At 52.5% G+C, this 17,103-nt stretch carries 8 protein-coding genes; 1 reads left to right on the top strand and 7 read right to left on the bottom strand.

Translation table 11 applies throughout. The annotated features are described in order from the left end of the window. Positions 1 to 93 precede the first annotated feature (93 nt). The 7 genes from B157_RS0105690 to B157_RS0105720 form a co-directional block, all read right to left on the bottom strand. A complete protein-coding gene (locus B157_RS0105690) occupies positions 94 to 2,181 on the bottom strand; it encodes a M13 family metallopeptidase (protein WP_020602403.1) in 2,088 nt (695 codons plus the stop codon). Between the two features lie 133 nt (positions 2,182 to 2,314). Beyond that, positions 2,315 to 2,527: a hypothetical protein gene (locus tag B157_RS38880; protein WP_020602404.1), complete on the bottom strand. Its 213-nt coding sequence runs from the start codon at positions 2,525 to 2,527 to the stop codon at positions 2,315 to 2,317. After that, a complete protein-coding gene (locus B157_RS40020) occupies positions 2,524 to 2,658 on the bottom strand; it encodes a hypothetical protein (protein ID WP_020602405.1) in 135 nt (44 codons plus the stop codon). The genes B157_RS38880 and B157_RS40020 overlap by 4 nt, the downstream gene beginning before the upstream one ends. 197 nt (positions 2,659 to 2,855) lie before the next feature. Further along, the gene (locus B157_RS0105705) at positions 2,856 to 3,254 is read right to left on the bottom strand and encodes a helix-turn-helix domain-containing protein (RefSeq protein WP_020602406.1); all 399 of its coding nucleotides are present in this window, start codon (positions 3,252 to 3,254) and stop codon (positions 2,856 to 2,858) included. A 131-nt stretch (positions 3,255 to 3,385) separates the two neighbouring features. Further along, positions 3,386 to 3,841 carry a hypothetical protein gene (locus B157_RS0105710; protein ID WP_026308518.1) on the bottom strand — a complete coding sequence of 152 codons (456 nt, stop codon included), beginning with the start codon at positions 3,839 to 3,841 and terminating at the stop codon, positions 3,386 to 3,388. Positions 3,842 to 3,965: 124 nt separating this feature from the next. After that, positions 3,966 to 11,948, bottom strand: a complete 7,983-nt coding sequence (locus tag B157_RS0105715) for a choice-of-anchor Q domain-containing protein (protein ID WP_020602408.1) — start codon at positions 11,946 to 11,948, stop codon at positions 3,966 to 3,968. A gap of 233 nt (positions 11,949 to 12,181) precedes the next feature. Then, positions 12,182 to 16,258: a hybrid sensor histidine kinase/response regulator transcription factor gene (locus B157_RS0105720; protein ID WP_020602409.1), complete on the bottom strand. Its 4,077-nt coding sequence runs from the start codon at positions 16,256 to 16,258 to the stop codon at positions 12,182 to 12,184. 247 nt (positions 16,259 to 16,505) lie between these two features. On the opposite strand from B157_RS0105720, the gene B157_RS0105725 reads away from it, so the two are divergent. Beyond that, positions 16,506 to 16,961, top strand: coding sequence for a DUF4890 domain-containing protein (locus B157_RS0105725; RefSeq protein WP_020602410.1), 456 nt, complete (start codon positions 16,506 to 16,508; stop codon positions 16,959 to 16,961). Positions 16,962 to 17,103: the final 142 nt, after the last annotated feature.

The raw sequence follows: 17,103 nt of genomic DNA on the forward strand, positions 1-17,103 counted from the left end.
TGAGCATTGACCAACCGGCGCAACGGAACCGGTTCATTGTAAATCAGGAGATTAAAAAGAATGGTGTGGATAGATGTATCGTAGCGAAGTAGCTTACCAAACTTTAATCCGCTGGTCGGGAGCCTTGTACAGGGTTTGGCCCGGTTGCACGTTGAACGCTTCATACCAGGCATCAAGATTGGTTATTGGTCCGTTGCAGCGAAACTGATCGGGTGCATGCGGATCGGTCAAGAGTTGTTGCGCCTGCGATTCGGGCAGCATGTTAGTTCGCCAAACCTGCGCCCATGACAGGAAGAACCGCTGGTCAGGCGTGAACCCGTCGATTTTGGCGTTGCCCCGACCCTGCTTCGTTTTCTTAAACGCATCGTAGGCAATGGCCAGCCCGCCGAGGTCGGCCAGGTTTTCGCCCAACGTTAGTTGACCATTCACCTTGAGTGAATCCAGCACCCTGAAGCCAGCAAACTGCTCTTTCACCTTATCGGCGCGTTTGGTAAAGTTGGCGGCATCTTCTTTAGTCCACCAGTCGCGCAGGGTTCCATCGGCATCGTACTGGCGGCCCTGGTCGTCGAAGCCGTGTGTCATTTCGTGGCCAATCACCGCGACAATACCCCCGTAATTAATGGCGTCGTCAGCCTCCGCATCGAAGAACGGGAATTGCAAAATAGCTGCTGGGAATGCTATTTCGTTGTTTACCGGCATATAATATGCGTTTACCGTTTGAGGAGTCATACCCCATTCCGTTTTATCAACGGGTTTACCCAGGCGGCTAACGTTGTCGGTGTACCACCACTTTTGAGTCGCTCGCACGTTGCCGTAGAAATCGTCGGGCCGGATGATTACGCCCTCGTAGTTTTTCCACTTATCGGGGTAGCCGATCTTGCGCTTAAATGTACTGAGCTTGGTCAGGGCGCGCTTTTTGGTGTCGGCGCTCATCCAATCGACGGCATTGATATGTTCTTTGAACGATGCTTCGAGATTATCAATCAGTACCAGCATCCGTTCTTTGGCTTCCGGCTTAAAATACTGTTGAACATACAGTTGGCCTAATAACTCGCCCAATGATCCGTCGATCAGTCTGCTTCTGCGCTGCCAGAGGGGGGTCAGTTGTTTCTGGCCCGACAGCACCTTGTTGAACGCAAAATTTTGGTTCACAAACGGAGTACTCAGATACGGAGCCGCGCTTTTCAGCAGGTTCCAGCGCATATACGCTTTGAGGGCCTCGACCGGGGTCGCTGTTAGCAAACTATCCATGGAATGGTAGAACGACAGGCTTTGAACCAGCACCGTGTCTTGTCCGGGAATGCCCAGTTTAGGCATCAGCTCACCCCAGTTGATGCCGGGCGTTTGCTCGGAGAAATCAGCCACCGTCAGTTTGTTGTACGTTTTGATGGGGTCGCGTGACGCTACGCGGGTCATTTGTGCGTTGGCCAGGGCTGTTTCCAGCGTCAGAATCGCGTCGGCGTTGGCAGCGGCCCGGCTGGATTCTTCGCCAATCATGCCAAACATTTTGGTTAAGTTATCCCGATAGGCATCCCGGACTTTCTGGCTGCGGGCATCGTTTTTGAGGTAATAATCACGGTCGGGCAGCGTAGTACCTCCATCCACAAACTGGACCACATACTTGTTAACGTTTCTCCTGTCCTGCGCCACATACAGCGAAAAAAACATCGTGCTTCCTTGGGAACGCTGATAAGCAATTTCGTTCATCAGGTCGGCTTTGCTTTTCACCTGATCGATACGGGCAAGGTCGGCTTTAATGGGGTCGAAGCCCTTCTGATCAATCGTTATACTATCCATGCCACTGGCGTAAAAATCGCCCACCATCTGGTGTAATCGTCCTTTGCCGGGGTTTTTGGCAGCCTCTTCGAGCAGTGATTTCATGGCATCGAGGCTTTTCTCGTACAGAATGCCGAAACTACCCCAACTGGTTTTTGACGCTGGTACGGGGTTTTTCTTCAACCATTCGCCATTGGCATACTGGTAGAAGTCATCGCCGGGTTTCACGGCGAGGTTCATATTCTGCCGGTCGATGAAAGGTATTTTCGGCGCGTTCGGCCGGGCCGGGCTGCGCTCAGCCGCACTAGGCCGGGATAGCCGCTTGCCGGGTTTGCCTGGAGGAGTAGCGGCCATCAGGCAAACCATCAGCATAACCGATGCAAGGAAGGTAAGTTGTTTGTTCATGGGAGAATTGGAATTGAGTTGGTACGTTTTCTTCTACTGTTAATTTGTTAATTCTTCTTGGCGATTGCCTGCTGGCTCTTGATCCAGCTGTCCAGTTTGGTCTCAAAAATGGATTGTGGCATCGGTCCGTCTTTTAGTATCTGTTCGTGGAAGGCCCGGCTGTTGAACCAGTGCGGTTAAAGTCCGCCAGCTTTTGGGCGTCGCTTTCTGGTTTGTTCTCCTGTTGCGAAAGGGCCTTCACGAGTTCCTGCAACCGAATCCTCGTTTGTTTTCGGATAGTAGCACTGATACCCCAGAAAGATTCGGTGGCGGGGATTTCGTTGGCCTTGATCCACCCGCCGTTCACACAGGCGAAAAATTGTCGTCGGGTTTGACCGAGTGGTCGATGGTGGTTTGGTTGAGGAACGTCCGCTGGGCGTTTACCGAAACGGTAGCCACGCACAGGGCTACACTGAAGAGGATAGAGACTTTTGTCATTTGATACAGGAATGAATAAACGTGAACTGGGCAGATAGCTGCGGAGTTTTTTTATAAAATGGTGTGGATAGATTACCCGTTTGGATGCATTAAAGGTGAGAAGCTTCATTTAGTCATCCTGTCAGATTCGGGACATTTTCTGTCAGATTCGGGACACTTGAGGGCTAAAAACAGAAAAACGCTCGGTTTTGGGCATTTCAGACGCGGTTGGCCATAAACTCGGTGGGCGTTTGGCCGTAGCAATCACGGAACAGCGCAGCCAGATGCGAGGCCGTACTGAACCCTGTCAGGTCGGCCGTTTCAGACACGTTATGGCCCGACCGCAACAACTCGGCCGCTTTCTGTAGGCGGTACTGCCGGATCAGATCGGCGGGAGGAAGTTGAATCAGGTTTTGCACTTTGCGGTACAGCGTCTTGCGGTTCATGGCCAGTTGGTCGGCCAGCCAGTCGACGTTGAGTACAGGATCGCTGAAGTGAGCGGCTAACAGCTCATTTATCCTCAGCAACAGGGCATCCTGACTCAGCCTTAGCTTCGGCCGGGCTTGGCGAATAACGGGTGACCGTCTGGTGCAGCCTGATTTGGGTACAAGAAGCATGGCTGAACAATAATATTCCTGCGGTATGGAATTAAGCGGAAAACATACTTATTGATAAGGTCCCCTGGCTTCTGTCAGCAATGGGGCATTGCCACGGGAACCAGCAAAACGTTGAATAGCCAGGCAATGAGCTACGGATTTGACAGGGTATAGGTGTTTATGCTACCCCCTGTTTTCTGGCTGGCCGTGGTTCGGGTTAATCCCAGTTGCGTGTCCGTTAGCGCACCAATCGTAAACTCAATCGTCCCGTTAGTTCCGGTGGGCTGGGGCGACAGCCCGGAAAGTACCAGACGGGTATCGGAGGGTGTTGACCAGGTGCCGATGAACGTAGTGCCGTCGACCTCGGTGTACCGAGCCGAGGTTGGGCTGCTCAGGTCAAGTTTAAAGGTAGAATAACCGGGTACGGTGTTAGCCGTTCCGCCTTTCATGTACACTGTCGTGGCGTTCTGGTCTACCTTGCTGGCACTCCAGACTTTAGCTATTCGCTCCGATACGGGTGCTACGGTAGTTTTGCCACCACCGCAGCCGAAAACCATTAGTAGAGTTACCAACGCAACTCCAAACGATGAATAAACAGTTGATTTCATGATTTCAGTTAGTTTATATGGTTTTATAGGGCCGTCTGAACGGCATTGTCCAGACGACCCGATGGATTGAAAGTGATCAATAGTTTTATGCATCCAGCCTGCTAGTCTATACGACTGGTCGTTTTCAGGGCCTGAGTATCTTCTTTACCTGAGTCTGATCCGAAGTGCTCACCCGTAGCAGGAGCAATCCGGCGGGGAAGTTGCCGATCTCCAGGGGCTCGATATGCTCGCGGGTAATGACTTTTACGTGATGTTCCCAGATCACCCGACCCTTCATGTCCAGCAGTTGCAGGTGTACCGGTTGCTGAGTTGCCCCCAGAATCTTTACCCAGATTTTATCACTCGTTGCCGGGTTGGGAAACAGATCAATCTGGAAAGGCGGATTTGGCTCTAGGATAGCCAGGACAATGGGCGTGGCATTCACCGTCAGGGCGAAGGGTTGCGATGTCGCGCTGCCGCAAGCCCCAACCACCGTACAAACGTAGGTGCCGCTCTGTGTGGTGGTTACGCCCGTCAGGCTAAGTACGCTGGCGGTGGCTCCTGCCAGGGCTGTACCTTCTTTTCGCCACTGGTAGGTAAGATTCGTACCAATGGCTGACACCGACACACTGACACTGACCCCGGCGTTGACAACTGAGGTACTGGCGGGCTGTACGGCAATTTGGGTTCGCTGGCTGCTGTTGTCCTCACTAACGACCAGAGTAGTGGTCGCCACGCAGCCACCGGCGTTTGTGACCGTAACCGAGTACGTACCCGATGCATTGACCGTTGCCGTTCCGGTAGCCGCGTTCTGGCTGGCAATATTCGGTCCGGCAAATCGGTATGTGAACGGTGCCCCTACAGTACCGCCACCTGCCGTCAGTGTCAGGCTGGACTGCGTGCAGGTCAGCGTAGCCGACGAGCCAGCCGTTAAGGTAGGCGTGGGTAGGGCACTGACCGTGACGCTTACCGTACTGGTAATTGACGGCTTGCTGCCCGATGTGGCTGTGCTAGCACCCGTTGCCGTGACAGTAAAAGTACGTACCCCGGCGGTGATCCCGCTGGCCGTTACCGCGCTGGTGGAGGTGCCGCTCAGCGTGATACCCGCTGGTGCGGCCCAGGTGTAACTGTAGGAACTCCCCCCGGTGGCCGTTGCGGATAGGGCCACGCTGCCGCCTACACATAGCGTGGTGGGGCTTGCCGACGAGACGAGCGTAAGACTGTTAGGCGTAGGCGGCAGGTCATCATTGAGAATCACTGCCGATGCCGATGAGGCTGCGCTGATTTGATAATCGCCCCCGTTAATTAGGCTAATAATTACTGTTTCGTCGGGTTCAACGATGGCATCGTCTATTGGATCAACCAGCAACGTGACCGAGGTAATACCCGTTGGCATTCGGATGCTGCTGGACGCGCCGGTTACGACCAGCGGTTTAGGAGCTGTACCTGAAGTAGCATAAGAGACGCTGTAGTCTTCTCCGAATTGAGCGGTGCCGGTCAGAGAAAAATTGATTAGCCAATCGGTTGTCTTGGCCAAATCTGAGCGGCTGAAAATCACGTTCATCGCACCTGTGGCTCTTTCAGACAGCGGACTGTTTGCGACCGCTATTGACAATGCGTTGCTGCCGGTTGTAATTGTCGAACTACTCACACTGAACGACCAGACATCAGGTGTGGTGCGCACATTGCCGTTCATGTCGGCTACGCCATTCAGCGTTAGACTAATTACGTCACTGGGTACTAAGCTTCCCGTTGGCACAATCAATACCTGATTGGCATAGCAGCCCACCGAAAAAGGAATGGCTTTTCCCGTCACCTTGCTTTTTGCTACGACACTACCGGCAGTAATACGGGAGCGGTCTAAAGGTTCTGAATAACTGATGCCGATGGTACTACCCGTCTGATAAATGTCGTTGGTGGGCTGGGTATTTCCAACGGGAGTGGGCGCAGTACGATCAAGCACACCAGCTGAGTGTTCTGAGTACACAACGCCCGAAGCACAAAGCAGTTTCAGTCGCAGCTCATAAGCTCCGTCCGCTAATCCAGCAGTGGACCACGTGATCGGGGTACCATCAGGACCGTCATTTAATGAGCTCTTTGCCAGTTCAGTTGCGTCTACCCAACTACCGCTCGATTTTCGATATTGAAGGGTTATATTTGTTAAATTAGCTTTTGTATATCCACTGATGCCTACAGGCAAACTGTTCTGAGCCGCACTGTCGATAACCCAGTTTGGCTCCGGTGCGCTAAGTACCACTGAACTACACGGTCCTCGGAAAAAGACAGATAACGACTGGGTGGCCAGTGGACTACCACCGCACACATCAGTCACCTGAAACTGAAGATTTTCATAAGCCCATGTGGGTACCGCACGGTCTTTCTTAACCACTACTGTAATCTGAGTGTCAGTAAGCCGATTTACGGTATAGTTGCCCGGTGTGTTCGTTGGATTACCACCTATTGTCACAATGGCTCCATAAGGGTTGCTGTCTGGTACGAGTGACAGCAGCACATTGCGTGATTTATCGGTCGCGTCATTATCTACCTGACTGATATTACTCAGTAGCAACGTCAGTGCCACCCCGGTAGAATCGGCGTCCCGGACAACCGATTTCGGTGAGGTAAGCCGAAAGTCATCGCGGGGCGTGGTGCCGGGTTCGGGTGGACAGCTCGACGCGCCCGCCAGGACATCAAAAACGGGCGTACCATAAACCGGATCTACTCTCACGTCCACCGAATAATTATCGCCGGCATTGCCGTCTTCTAAGTGATAACCGGTGGTAATGGCTTTGGTGGACGTATTGGTTACAGTGTTGCCCGTCTCCATTTTAAAGTTTACCGAAGCCCCACCACTCGCTCCCTGACCGGCAACCTCTAACCCTAACTCAATAGCGACTTTTGCATCAATATCCATTGTAAACTCAACTGTATTAGAGGCTGTTACGGCTTCTGTGGTGCTTTTGTCGCGGTTTGTACCTCCGCTGAACGACTGATTATCGACGAATTTGGCGATTTTTTTATTGGCTGCGTTGTTGTCGAGCACTTGTTGCCAAACACTAATCTGGTTCTGGTATTTTTTTCGATCCGTGTCGCTGCGCGTTAAACTACTCAGACTATCCAGCGTAACGATAATGGCTTTGATCCGGTAGGCGGTGTAGTTGAAATAGGTACTAACGCCAGTTTTGCCCATGATTAACTGCTTAGACGATTTTCCAGCGCATGTGGCCGGATCATAGGAAATCACAGTTGCGGTGGCATAAAACATATTCAGCGCGGACCCCACAAAAACATCCAGATCATCACCGGTTAGATTGGCATCCGAATTATCGAGGGCACTGGTTTTACTGATGGCCGTCTGAATTCGCTCATTTACCGTGGTAGCCAGTATCTGTTCATTATCCGAACTGTTACGTTGCGAAACGGTAAGGTCAGCTTTTACACTGGCCCAGAGTTTGTTCTCCGTTTCGACGCCAATGCCGCTTTCGAATTTGTAGCCCAGCTTTACCTCCCGCCAGGCACTGAGCGCACCCGTAGTGCCGGAAAAAATCCGCATGGCGTGTTCCTGAGTCTGGTTTTTCTCCCAGAAACTGTAACTATCACCACCCGGTGGATGGTGCAGAACAAGCAACGGAATTTCGGGCGAAACGGTAGTAAAATTGGCCGTTGCCGACCGGGTTCCGGTTACAAGCACGCTGTTAGAAAGCGTAGTCGTTATTTTACCAATATTGGTAAACGACAGGTTGAAATTCCGGTAAAAAGGAAGAACGGTATTAGGTTCACCAGGTACAAGTGTCAGGCTGGCGATGCCATTAACGACCGTAACAGGCAGTGTTTCTTCGGGAAGACTACGAACCGCTGTCGTAACGACCACAGTGCCACTATTTACCGGGCAACCGGTAGCCGACGTACCGTTCGTTATAAACGGCCCCTGAAATACCTGCATCTTCACTACGATGGGAACCGCCTGCTGCATTACTAAGAAGTCCTTGCAGTTCTCTGGTGGAGTAAAATTTGCCAGGCGCAGCGTAGGCGGTCGCTGATAAGTCAGGTTAAGAGTTACCACCGCCGTGGTGGAGGTCAAATCCCGAATGAGCGAATCGGCAGGAACTTTGTCGAAAAAATTAACAAAATCGGCGCTTTTTACGGCCGTCGGACCAGTGCCTTGTGCCAGGCTGATTACCGTAACTTTATACAGGCGGGGCGGCAACGTAATGGTGTATTTTCCCTGCTTATCGGTAGTTACCCGCTTTTTGAAGCAGGTAGTCGCCTTGCCATCTTTGTCCTTCGTTATGTCAGCAAATTCCAGCACGGCCTGACCCACCGTTTCGCTACAGCCCGCCGTTACCAGCCCCGTAATGGTTTGTAACGATCCGCTAACGAAGCTAAGGTTATAGACATTGGTGGTTACCGGCACCGTTTGGGCGACAAACACCGAGTTTGGGGCCGTTGCCGTGAGCGTGTACGTACCGGGGTTTGTTATTGGCACGGCGAAGCGGCCATACTCCCCCTGGGTGAGCGAGGTGGATAAATAGCCGGTGGTTGCCGTGACTGACTCCGGGTTGCCGTTGACCAGCCTTGAGGCCCGGATGGTTGCGCCATCTAACGGGCACCCCACAACGCCGGTAGTTGAGGAACCTGCAGGCCCGGTAATGCAGTCAGGACAGGTTTGAGTTACCATGCCGGTGATTGCAAAGGTGCTCAGATCCGTAAAATTCTGTGTGTATACATGAGAAGCCTCCGTGAACGTGAAGGATTGGGGGCTGGGGGTAAATTTATGAACGACGGCGTTAGGGCCGGGATCGGTTTTACTGGGAGTTAGCATCAAGATCGACGCCGTTACAGAGGTGGTCGGAGAGAGGTAGTAAAGCGACGGAATCGTGTACTCGCCATTACTCTCTGTTACGGCCGTATAGGTCCAGCTTCCCGGACTACCAGCCAGCCCGGTGGTGGTCCGTACGGCGGTGAGGGTCACGCCGGGCACGCCCGTGAAGCCGTCCAGACTAACCACCTTCCCACTAAACTGACCATCCGATTTTATGACTTTGATGGTGAGGATATTGGAGGCTGTATTACAATCGACCACCCGACGAATAAAATAGGTTTTGTTGGGGCCTCCATCCGTTGAGAGTTCAGGTAAGGAAATGTTCTGGGCGTTTGAATTTGTGATAAGCTCCCAAACCTTTATATCACCAATCGTCTCACTTTTTTCCCAGTGAAGCCCACTCGGAACAAACGTCGTTAATGCGTCTTTCTGGCTCGTAAGTGGTGTGGGGGCTTCCTGTTTGTAAGGAACCAGCGATGGCCCGCCAATTATGCCGGCATCCAAACCTTGTTCGAAGGCACCCATATCTATTTTCGCGCCAAAGATGCGGGGGTTACCCGCCAGGTCAGTAGTGATATCCTTTAAACCCTGATCGTCCTTGTTCCCCGCATTAACAGCCGGAGAACCGCAGGCCAACTGGATGTTGGTTGTACTGACAAAGGGGGAAGTCTCGCCTGTTTTGACCGTCAGGTTACCAGGGCCGCTGGTATAGCCCGTAACCGACTCCTCAAACAGGCTGTAAGTGGCTGTAATACCCGAATTGGAGCCGTAGCTGTGAAAGGTATTATTACCCCCGTTGTCAAAAAATACGCAGTTAGTCAGTATCGGGTTGCTGCTACCATTATCCTCAGTGTTGTAAATCGCCCCCCTGCCGTCACCTCCGGAAGAAATCAAATTTTTCTGAAACGAGCAGTTAGTCAGTATCGGGTTGCTGTTGCCACCATTATTCCCAATGTTGTAAATCGCCCAACCGTAATTAGCCGAATTACCCTGAAAAGCGCAGTTGATTAATACCGGGCTGCTATTGCCCCCGTCATTTCCACTATTAAACATAGCCCCGCCACCACCGGTACTCTGATTGTTCAGAAAGTAACAGTTCTGAATGGTGGGACTGCACACCTTCCCGCTGCCGTTACCATCGTTGTGCATACCACCACCACCAACACCATTATCGTTGCCCGCCGTAATCACAAACCCATCCAGAATGGCCGTGTTGGTGAGGTTGGAGTTAGAAAAAACATGATAACTGTTGTCGGATATGTCGTTGGCCTTGCCAATGTCGCCACTCAGGGTCGTGCTGGAGGGAAAGGTGAGTTTGCGGGCTACTAATGTGGTTTCTTTGCCGTCGAAACCACCGTAGATGGCGATGTTGTTTTTCATAGAAAAACTATTGTTACGCGGGTCAGTGGCAGTACCGCTGGGCTTATAGAGACCTGTGGCTACCCATATTTCGGAGGGAAAACTGCTACAGAGACTATTAATAGCACCTTGTAAATCGTTGGTTGCAGTGGCCCAACTGGTAGCCGTGGCCGGATTCGTGTTTGTACCTGTGGCTGATACATACAATTGACTGGGGTAGTCATTTCTCTGGAGCTCATAGGCACCCATGTCCACTTGCCCATCGTCTATACGGTGGTTACCCGCCAAATCCGTTTTGACGCCGTCTAAACCCGGAGTGTTATTGTTCCCCGCATTTACAGCCGGAGAGCCACAGTCCAACTTGGTACTGGTGGTGCTGGCAAAGGGCAGAATCTTAGTTTTTTTATTGTTTTCACCTCCATACCCCGTCACTAACTCATCAAACAGGCTATAGGTTGCTTGTGCATCACCTGATACCTTATTCGGAAACGTACGGATGTAAATTGTATTACCACTCCCGTTGCCAAAAAATACACAGTTAACGAGTACGGGGTGGCCATTACCTGGATCTATGTCATCCGCTATAGGCTCGTCAACATTATTATACAGTGCACCACCCTGCCCCGCTTTATTACTGTTAAACGAACAGTTCGTCAGGATTGGATTACTGTTGCCACCTCTCTGCGAAAAGTCATAAAGAGCCCCTCCTGCTGCTGCTGAGTTACTTTGAAATGAGCAGTTTGTCAGGCTTGGACTACTTGTACCCTCATTACCGTCGTTATAGATCGCCCCTCCACGGTTATTGGCGGAGTTGCCTTCAAACGAACAGTTTATAAGATTCGGGCTAGTGTTGCTACGATAGCCTTGATTGTACATGGCCCCTCCACTGTTATTGGCGGAGTTGCCACTAAAGGAGCAACTGGTAATCTGTGGTCGACTATTACCACTGTTGTAAAGCGCACCTCCCCAAGTAGCTTTATTATCCTTAAATGAACAATTTGTCAATATCGGATTACTGGTGCCAGATTGACCATCGTTAAATATAGCTCCCCCATTCGTTGTAGCTGAGTTGCTCTGAAATGAGCAGTTTGTCAGGCTTGGACTACTTGTACCCTCAGGTCCACTGTTCCAGATGGCCCCTCCTGTGCCCGCTTTGTTGTTCAGGAACGAGCAGTTAGTCAGCGTTGGATTGCTGTTACCTCCCCTGTATCCATCGTTATAGATAGCCCCGCCCTCTTCATCAGCTTTGTTGTTCTGGAATCTACAATTGCTAATATTGGGACTGCTGGTTCCTCCCTGTATCCCCATGTTATATATGGCCCCACCTCTTCTTTTAGCATAGTTGCCTTCAAACCAGCAATTCTGAATAGTTGGGCTGCACACCTTACCATCCCCGCCGAAGTTGTTAAGTATGCCCCCGCCGAAATCATAAGCACTGTCACCTCTGTCGGCATATCCCCCAGTGATAACAAATCCATCCAAGATGGCATCGGCCGTAAGTCCAGGTGGGTTGTTAATCACGTGGTAGGAGTTGTCATCAGCGTTTTTCTCTATACCAATATTTCCACTCAGGGTGGTGCTGGAAGGCGCAGTCAAATCCGGCTTGGGCCGTTGGCTTAGACTGGTTTCGGTGCCCGCGAAACCGCCGTAAATTTCCACACCGGGCCTCATGACAAAACTGATGGTACGGTCATTGCCGGTAGTAGGCTTGTAAATACCCTTGGCTACCCAGACCTGATGGCCTGCTGTGCTGGCTCGTATCGCCCCCTGCAAATCGCTGGTCGCCGTGGCCCAACTGGTGGCGCTGGCCGGATTGGAATTGGTGCCGGTGAGCGAGACGTAGCGGGTCGTCGTCTGGGCCAGCGCGGGTAGGCTACTCAAGAGCAGTAGAAACAGAAGTTGGTACGGTAGAGCGAACCTGGCCGTTCGAGAATAGAATTTGGTCATACAAGAGAGGAATTGGGAATGAGTGAAATGGATACCAAGACAGCGTAATCGAGCCGTTGAGTGGCCAGTTACAACCAGCTATCTGTACGGTACAAAACCGCGCTAAATAGCCTTTCTTAGGTGCTTCAAAGGTGAGAAACCACCTACCGATGCCCCGTCAGATTCGGGACATTTTCTGTCAGATTCGGGACATTTTGAGGCCGAAAACAAAAAAAACGCCCGGTTTGAGCGTTTCAGGCGCGGTTGGCCATAAATTCGGTGGGCGTTTGCCCGTAGCACTCCCGGAACAGGGCGGATAAATGCGAGGCCGTGCTGAACCCCGTCAGGTCGGCCGTTTCAGATACGTTATAGCCCGACCGCAACAAATCAGCGGCTTTGCGCAGCCGGTACTGCCGGATCAGATCCGCGGGCGATAACTGAATCAGGCTCTGCACTTTTCGGTAGAGCGTCTTGCGGTTCATGGCCAGTTGGTCGGCCAGCCAGTCAACCCCAATCGAGTCGTCGTCTAAATGCTGGTCGAGCAACCCATAAATCCGGGTCAGGAACGGATCCGTTACAGTGGCCTTTGTCGCTTCCGGTTCTGCACATACGGCAGTAGGCAGGGCAAATTGCTGGCGGTAGTACGCGGCCAGTTTCTGCTGTCGGCTAATCAGGTTGTGCAGCCGCAGGTGTAGTTCGGCCACACTGAATGGCTTGGACAGGTAATCATCTGCCCCCTGCCGGAGTCCCTCGATACGGCTCTGCTGATTGGATTTAGCCGTCAGCATCACCACGGCAATATGGTCGGTTTCGGTGTGGGTTTTGATGCAGTGGGTCAGTTGATGCCCATCCATGCGGGGCATCATCACATCGGTAAGTACCAGGTCAGGCAGTTCGGCCTGTACCATAGCCCAGCCCTCCACGCCATCGACAGCCTGAATCACCTGATAAAAAGGAGTCAGTTCACTCACCAGAAACGCCCGCAGTTCGTCATTATCCTCCACAATCAGCAGACAGGGATTGATAGGATTGCCGTTTAGGGAGGGCTGGGTTAGTGGCGGAGAGGTCCATGTTGGTAGCAGGGGAATAGCTACGCTGGTTGCGTAGGTAGCCATCTGAACGGCAGGAACAGGGTCCGTCGCCTGAACTAGCTGTACGGGCAGCGTCAATTGAAACGTTGTCCCAACGGCGGGCTGACTGGTTACCGACAGCGTACCACCCAGCAGATCAACCAATTCCTTAACCAGCGACAGGCCAATGCCCGTGCCCCCGTACGTCCGGGTGCCCGACATATCGGCCTGGTAGAAGCGGTCGAAGATATGGGACAATACATCCGGGGCAATCCCAATCCCCGAATCAGCCAGTTCCAGTTGAACCCCCGCCAGTTCATTACCGGCCCGAACGGGAGCGACGTGCAGGCTTACCCGGCCACCCTGGGGGGTAAACTTCAGCGCATTGGCCATCAGGTTAGTGAGAATCTTCTCCCACTTGTCGGCATCGAAAACAACCTCGTTTGGGGGGAGTGTGTCGATGGTACAGGTCAGCGTAACCCCTTTTTGATCTGCCGACGGCTGAAACAGGTACACCAGTTGCGTAATAAACTCGGTCATGTCCCCCCGCACAACCGAAACGGGCATGTTGTCACCCTCCAGTTTAGACAAGTCCAGCAACTGATTGATAAGCCGCAGCAACGTACTGGCGTTGCGCCGAACGGTGGTGAGCATGGGGCGGTCGAAGTGATCCTCCAGCAGCATTTTATCCACCGGCCCGATAATCAGCGAAAGAGGGGTGCGGAACTCGTGGGTGATGTTGGCAAAGAAATGAGTTTTCAGTACATCCAGGGCCTTAAGTTGTTCAGCCTCCCGGCGATTAAGCACCTGCTCCTGCTGCTGCCGAAGCCGATTGGTATAAAACCGGATATAGCCCCAGATTGCCCCGCCCGCCAGCAGTGCATACAAGCCATAGGCCCACCAGGTTGCCCACCAGGGCGGCTCGACGATGACCTGATACGTGGCCTGGTTTTTGGTCCAGAATCCGTTGCTGTTGGCCGCTTTTACCCGAAAGGTATAAGTCCCCGGGGCCAGACTGGTGTAGGTAGCTTCTGACCGGTTTCCGTTTTGAACCCAGTTTTTATTGACCCCAATCAGTTGGTAGGCGTACTGATTTTGCTCCGGGTGGGCGTAGGACAGCGCGGCAAAACCAAACGATACCATGTTCTCATCGTGTTTCAGCCGGATACCCTGACTGGGCATGGGTCGGGGTTTATCCAGTACGCTCAGGCTGGTGATGCAGACGGGAAAAGGACGGGTATCGTCGTAAAGTCGGCTAGGGTCGAACTGAACGACCCCGTTTTCACTGCCAAAATAGAGCTGTTCGCGCTGTCGGAATACGGAATGGTGCATAAACGCCTGACTCATCAGTCCATCCCTAACTGTATAGGCATGCAGGGCTTTGGTAACGGGGTCCACCCGGCAAAGGCCCTCATCGGTACTGAGCCAGATCATGCCCGATTCGTCGCCCGTTATCCCCACGATACTATTGCCTGGAATTCCCTGTTGCGGGGTAATAACCGAAAACAGGCCCGTCCGGAAGTCGAACCGGTTCAGGCCACCCAGGTGGGTTCCAATCCAGATTCCCAGCGTCTTGTCCTCGTAAATGGACAGCACGTTATTGCTGCTCAAATGCCCTTTGGGACCGGCGGTAAAGTGGGTTATCACGCCACTTTTTATATTCAGTCGACAGATACCCAACTGGTTAACCAGCACCCACACCTCCCCAAGCTGACTGACAATCAGCCCGTATACATCTTTATCCGGGAGTCCGTTTTTGGTGCTGGGTTTGTATTTGTAATAGGTGTATTGGTGCGTTTTTCGATTGAACGAAGCAAAACCACCTTCGCCCCCCAGCCAGAGATTGCCGTTCGGCTCCCGGTGGAGACTGATAAACTGAGCCGGAATCTCAGACCGGTAATGGGTATACCGGCCAGTCGTTTGATTCAGGTAATATAGCCCATCCCAGGTGCCAAACCAGAGTCCATCCGGCCCATCGGCCACAAAGGAACTGACCGTATTGGTATGCCCTCCAATAGACCCAAAGTTTTCGGGGGGAATGCGCGAAAAATGCCCCTGTCCGGGCGATTGCCGGTAAACACCCGTTACGTTACTAATCCAAAGCTGATTTCGGCTATCGAGGAACAGGGCATTGACTCTATTTTCGGGGAGGCTGGTCTGGCGAGGATTGGGTTTTACCTGAACATTCGTAAACGCTTTTGTATTGACTCCCTGCCGGTCAATGCCGTTATCCGTTCCTACCCAAAGCATTCCTGAACGGTCGTGGTAAACGGCCGACGCATTGCTGCTGGCGATTCCCTTCACCAGGTTGATGTCGGTCTGGTACGTAACGACTTTATCGCTGGTCGGGTCGATAGCATGCAGTCCATTGGTGGTACCCACCCAGATGATTCCGGTCGAATCCTGGTGGATGGTGTTCCGCCAAATGTACGGACTAAGCTGCCCGCCCGGATTATAGGGGTCCAGGTGCCAGGGTTTCTGGCGAAGGTTCAGCCGCAGAATCCGGTAGTCTGGCGAGGCCGTCCCGATCCAGAGCCGATCCTGCTTATCCTGAAAAATGGAAACCATGTAGGGCTGACTCCCCGTCAGGCCCGGAACGGGTACCAGCGTGAACCGACCCGTTTCCCGATTCAGATGGTACAGTCCCCGCAGGGTAGCCACCCAGAATCGATGCTGGCGATCTTCGAAAACGGTTGTCGCCGACAAATCCACGCCGGGTGTTGGATACAGCGTAAAACGGTGCCGGGCTGGTTCATAGCGGGCTATGCCTGCCAGGGTACTCACCCAGATACGATGCTGGCTGTCCTGATAAACGGAACTCTGGTGATTCCACCGGCTGGCCTGAGCCACCTGAATGGGGTGTGGCGTCACCCGCCCCGTTCGGGTATCGACTTCGTGCAGACCACCCCGTTCCGTTACCGCCCACACCGTATGGCTATCTCCTTCGCACAGGCCCCGGATATAGCTGTCCTGGAAACTGCGTTTATCCGGTACTGGATTAGGGCGAAAGATGGTAAACGTATGGCCGTCGTATTTATTCAACCCCTCTCTGGTACCAAACCACATAAAGCCAGCCCGGTCCTGAAGAATGGCCGTTACGGAATTGTTGGATAAGCCGTCGTCAGTCGACAGGTGTTCGAACTGATTAGCGGTGGGAAAGTGAGGTAATTTTGTTTCAGACCTGATCAGAGGGTAAATGGGCTGGGTTACTCCCCGCATGGTGGAAGAGGCCAAAAATGCCAGGAGTAGATAGAAACGCATTACAGTTAGGAAGGTTAGGTCAGCGAGTATACGAAAGTATTTAAGTATACACAAGTAAGTAAATATACTCAACTATCTTCATACGTGCTCGTACGCGGATGAACTGCTAACGCTCGTCTGGCCAGACAGTGGTTACCAGATGGTACAGCCTGGTTAGGGCCAGTTAAGATGCCGTTAAAACTCGGCCCAGTGCTTAAACCAATGGGGCAGTACAGCGTCTTAGTAGCTGACTAAACAATCAGAAACTATGTTCAGGAAAATTGCCCTTAGTGGCCTGTTACTCTCGTTCTTATCCTTACCCCTGTTAGCCCAGCAAACGGCTGCCCCCGACGCACCCGCTCAGGCCAACGCCCGCATGGGTAGAAACCGGTCCGGGCAAGACCGCCCGATGGCCGACCCCGCCACCCGCGCCCGTAAAATGACCGATCGCATGACGCAGGAATTGGGGCTGGACCAGGCAACGTCGCAAAAAGTGTATGAGGCTACCCTGGCCCGTACGCAGAAAGTAAACGACATCCAGGCGAGTGCCGATAACAACAAAGCGAAAGCACAGGCGCTAAAAGCTAATGCCGATGACTATAAACGTACGTTGCAGGGACTATTGACCCCCGATCAGTTGGCCAAAATAGAAGCGATGAAAGGCAACCGTCGCGGAAATCGGGGCGGCTCCGATACCGATACAAACGAAAAGCAGAACAACTAAGTAAAACGCCAGTGCGTTCAACGCCCGGTATTGACTTTGTGTCAATACCGGGCGTTTATTTTTTTGCTGGTAGCGAAGAAATTCCGAAATTAGTAATCTAAACCAATACAGTAGGGTTAGCCGCTCATTTCCTTTTCATAAA

Origin of the sequence: Spirosoma spitsbergense DSM 19989 (genome assembly GCF_000374085.1) — a bacterium.
Classification (GTDB): domain Bacteria; phylum Bacteroidota; class Bacteroidia; order Cytophagales; family Spirosomataceae; genus Spirosoma; species Spirosoma spitsbergense.

Excerpts from the sequence above, each read along its gene's own strand:
- B157_RS0105710 (WP_026308518.1), bottom strand. The coding sequence starts at position 3,841 with ATGAAATCAACTGTTTATTCATCGTTTGGAGTTGCGTTGGTAACTCTA.
- B157_RS0105725 (WP_020602410.1), top strand. The coding sequence starts at position 16,506 with ATGTTCAGGAAAATTGCCCTTAGTGGCCTGTTACTCTCGTTCTTATCC.
- B157_RS0105690 (WP_020602403.1), bottom strand. The coding sequence starts at position 2,181 with ATGAACAAACAACTTACCTTCCTTGCATCGGTTATGCTGATGGTTTGC.
- B157_RS0105720 (WP_020602409.1), bottom strand. The coding sequence starts at position 16,258 with ATGCGTTTCTATCTACTCCTGGCATTTTTGGCCTCTTCCACCATGCGG.
- B157_RS0105715 (WP_020602408.1), bottom strand. The coding sequence starts at position 11,948 with ATGACCAAATTCTATTCTCGAACGGCCAGGTTCGCTCTACCGTACCAA.
- B157_RS40020 (WP_020602405.1), bottom strand. The coding sequence starts at position 2,658 with ATGACAAAAGTCTCTATCCTCTTCAGTGTAGCCCTGTGCGTGGCTACC.
- B157_RS0105705 (WP_020602406.1), bottom strand. The coding sequence starts at position 3,254 with ATGCTTCTTGTACCCAAATCAGGCTGCACCAGACGGTCACCCGTTATT.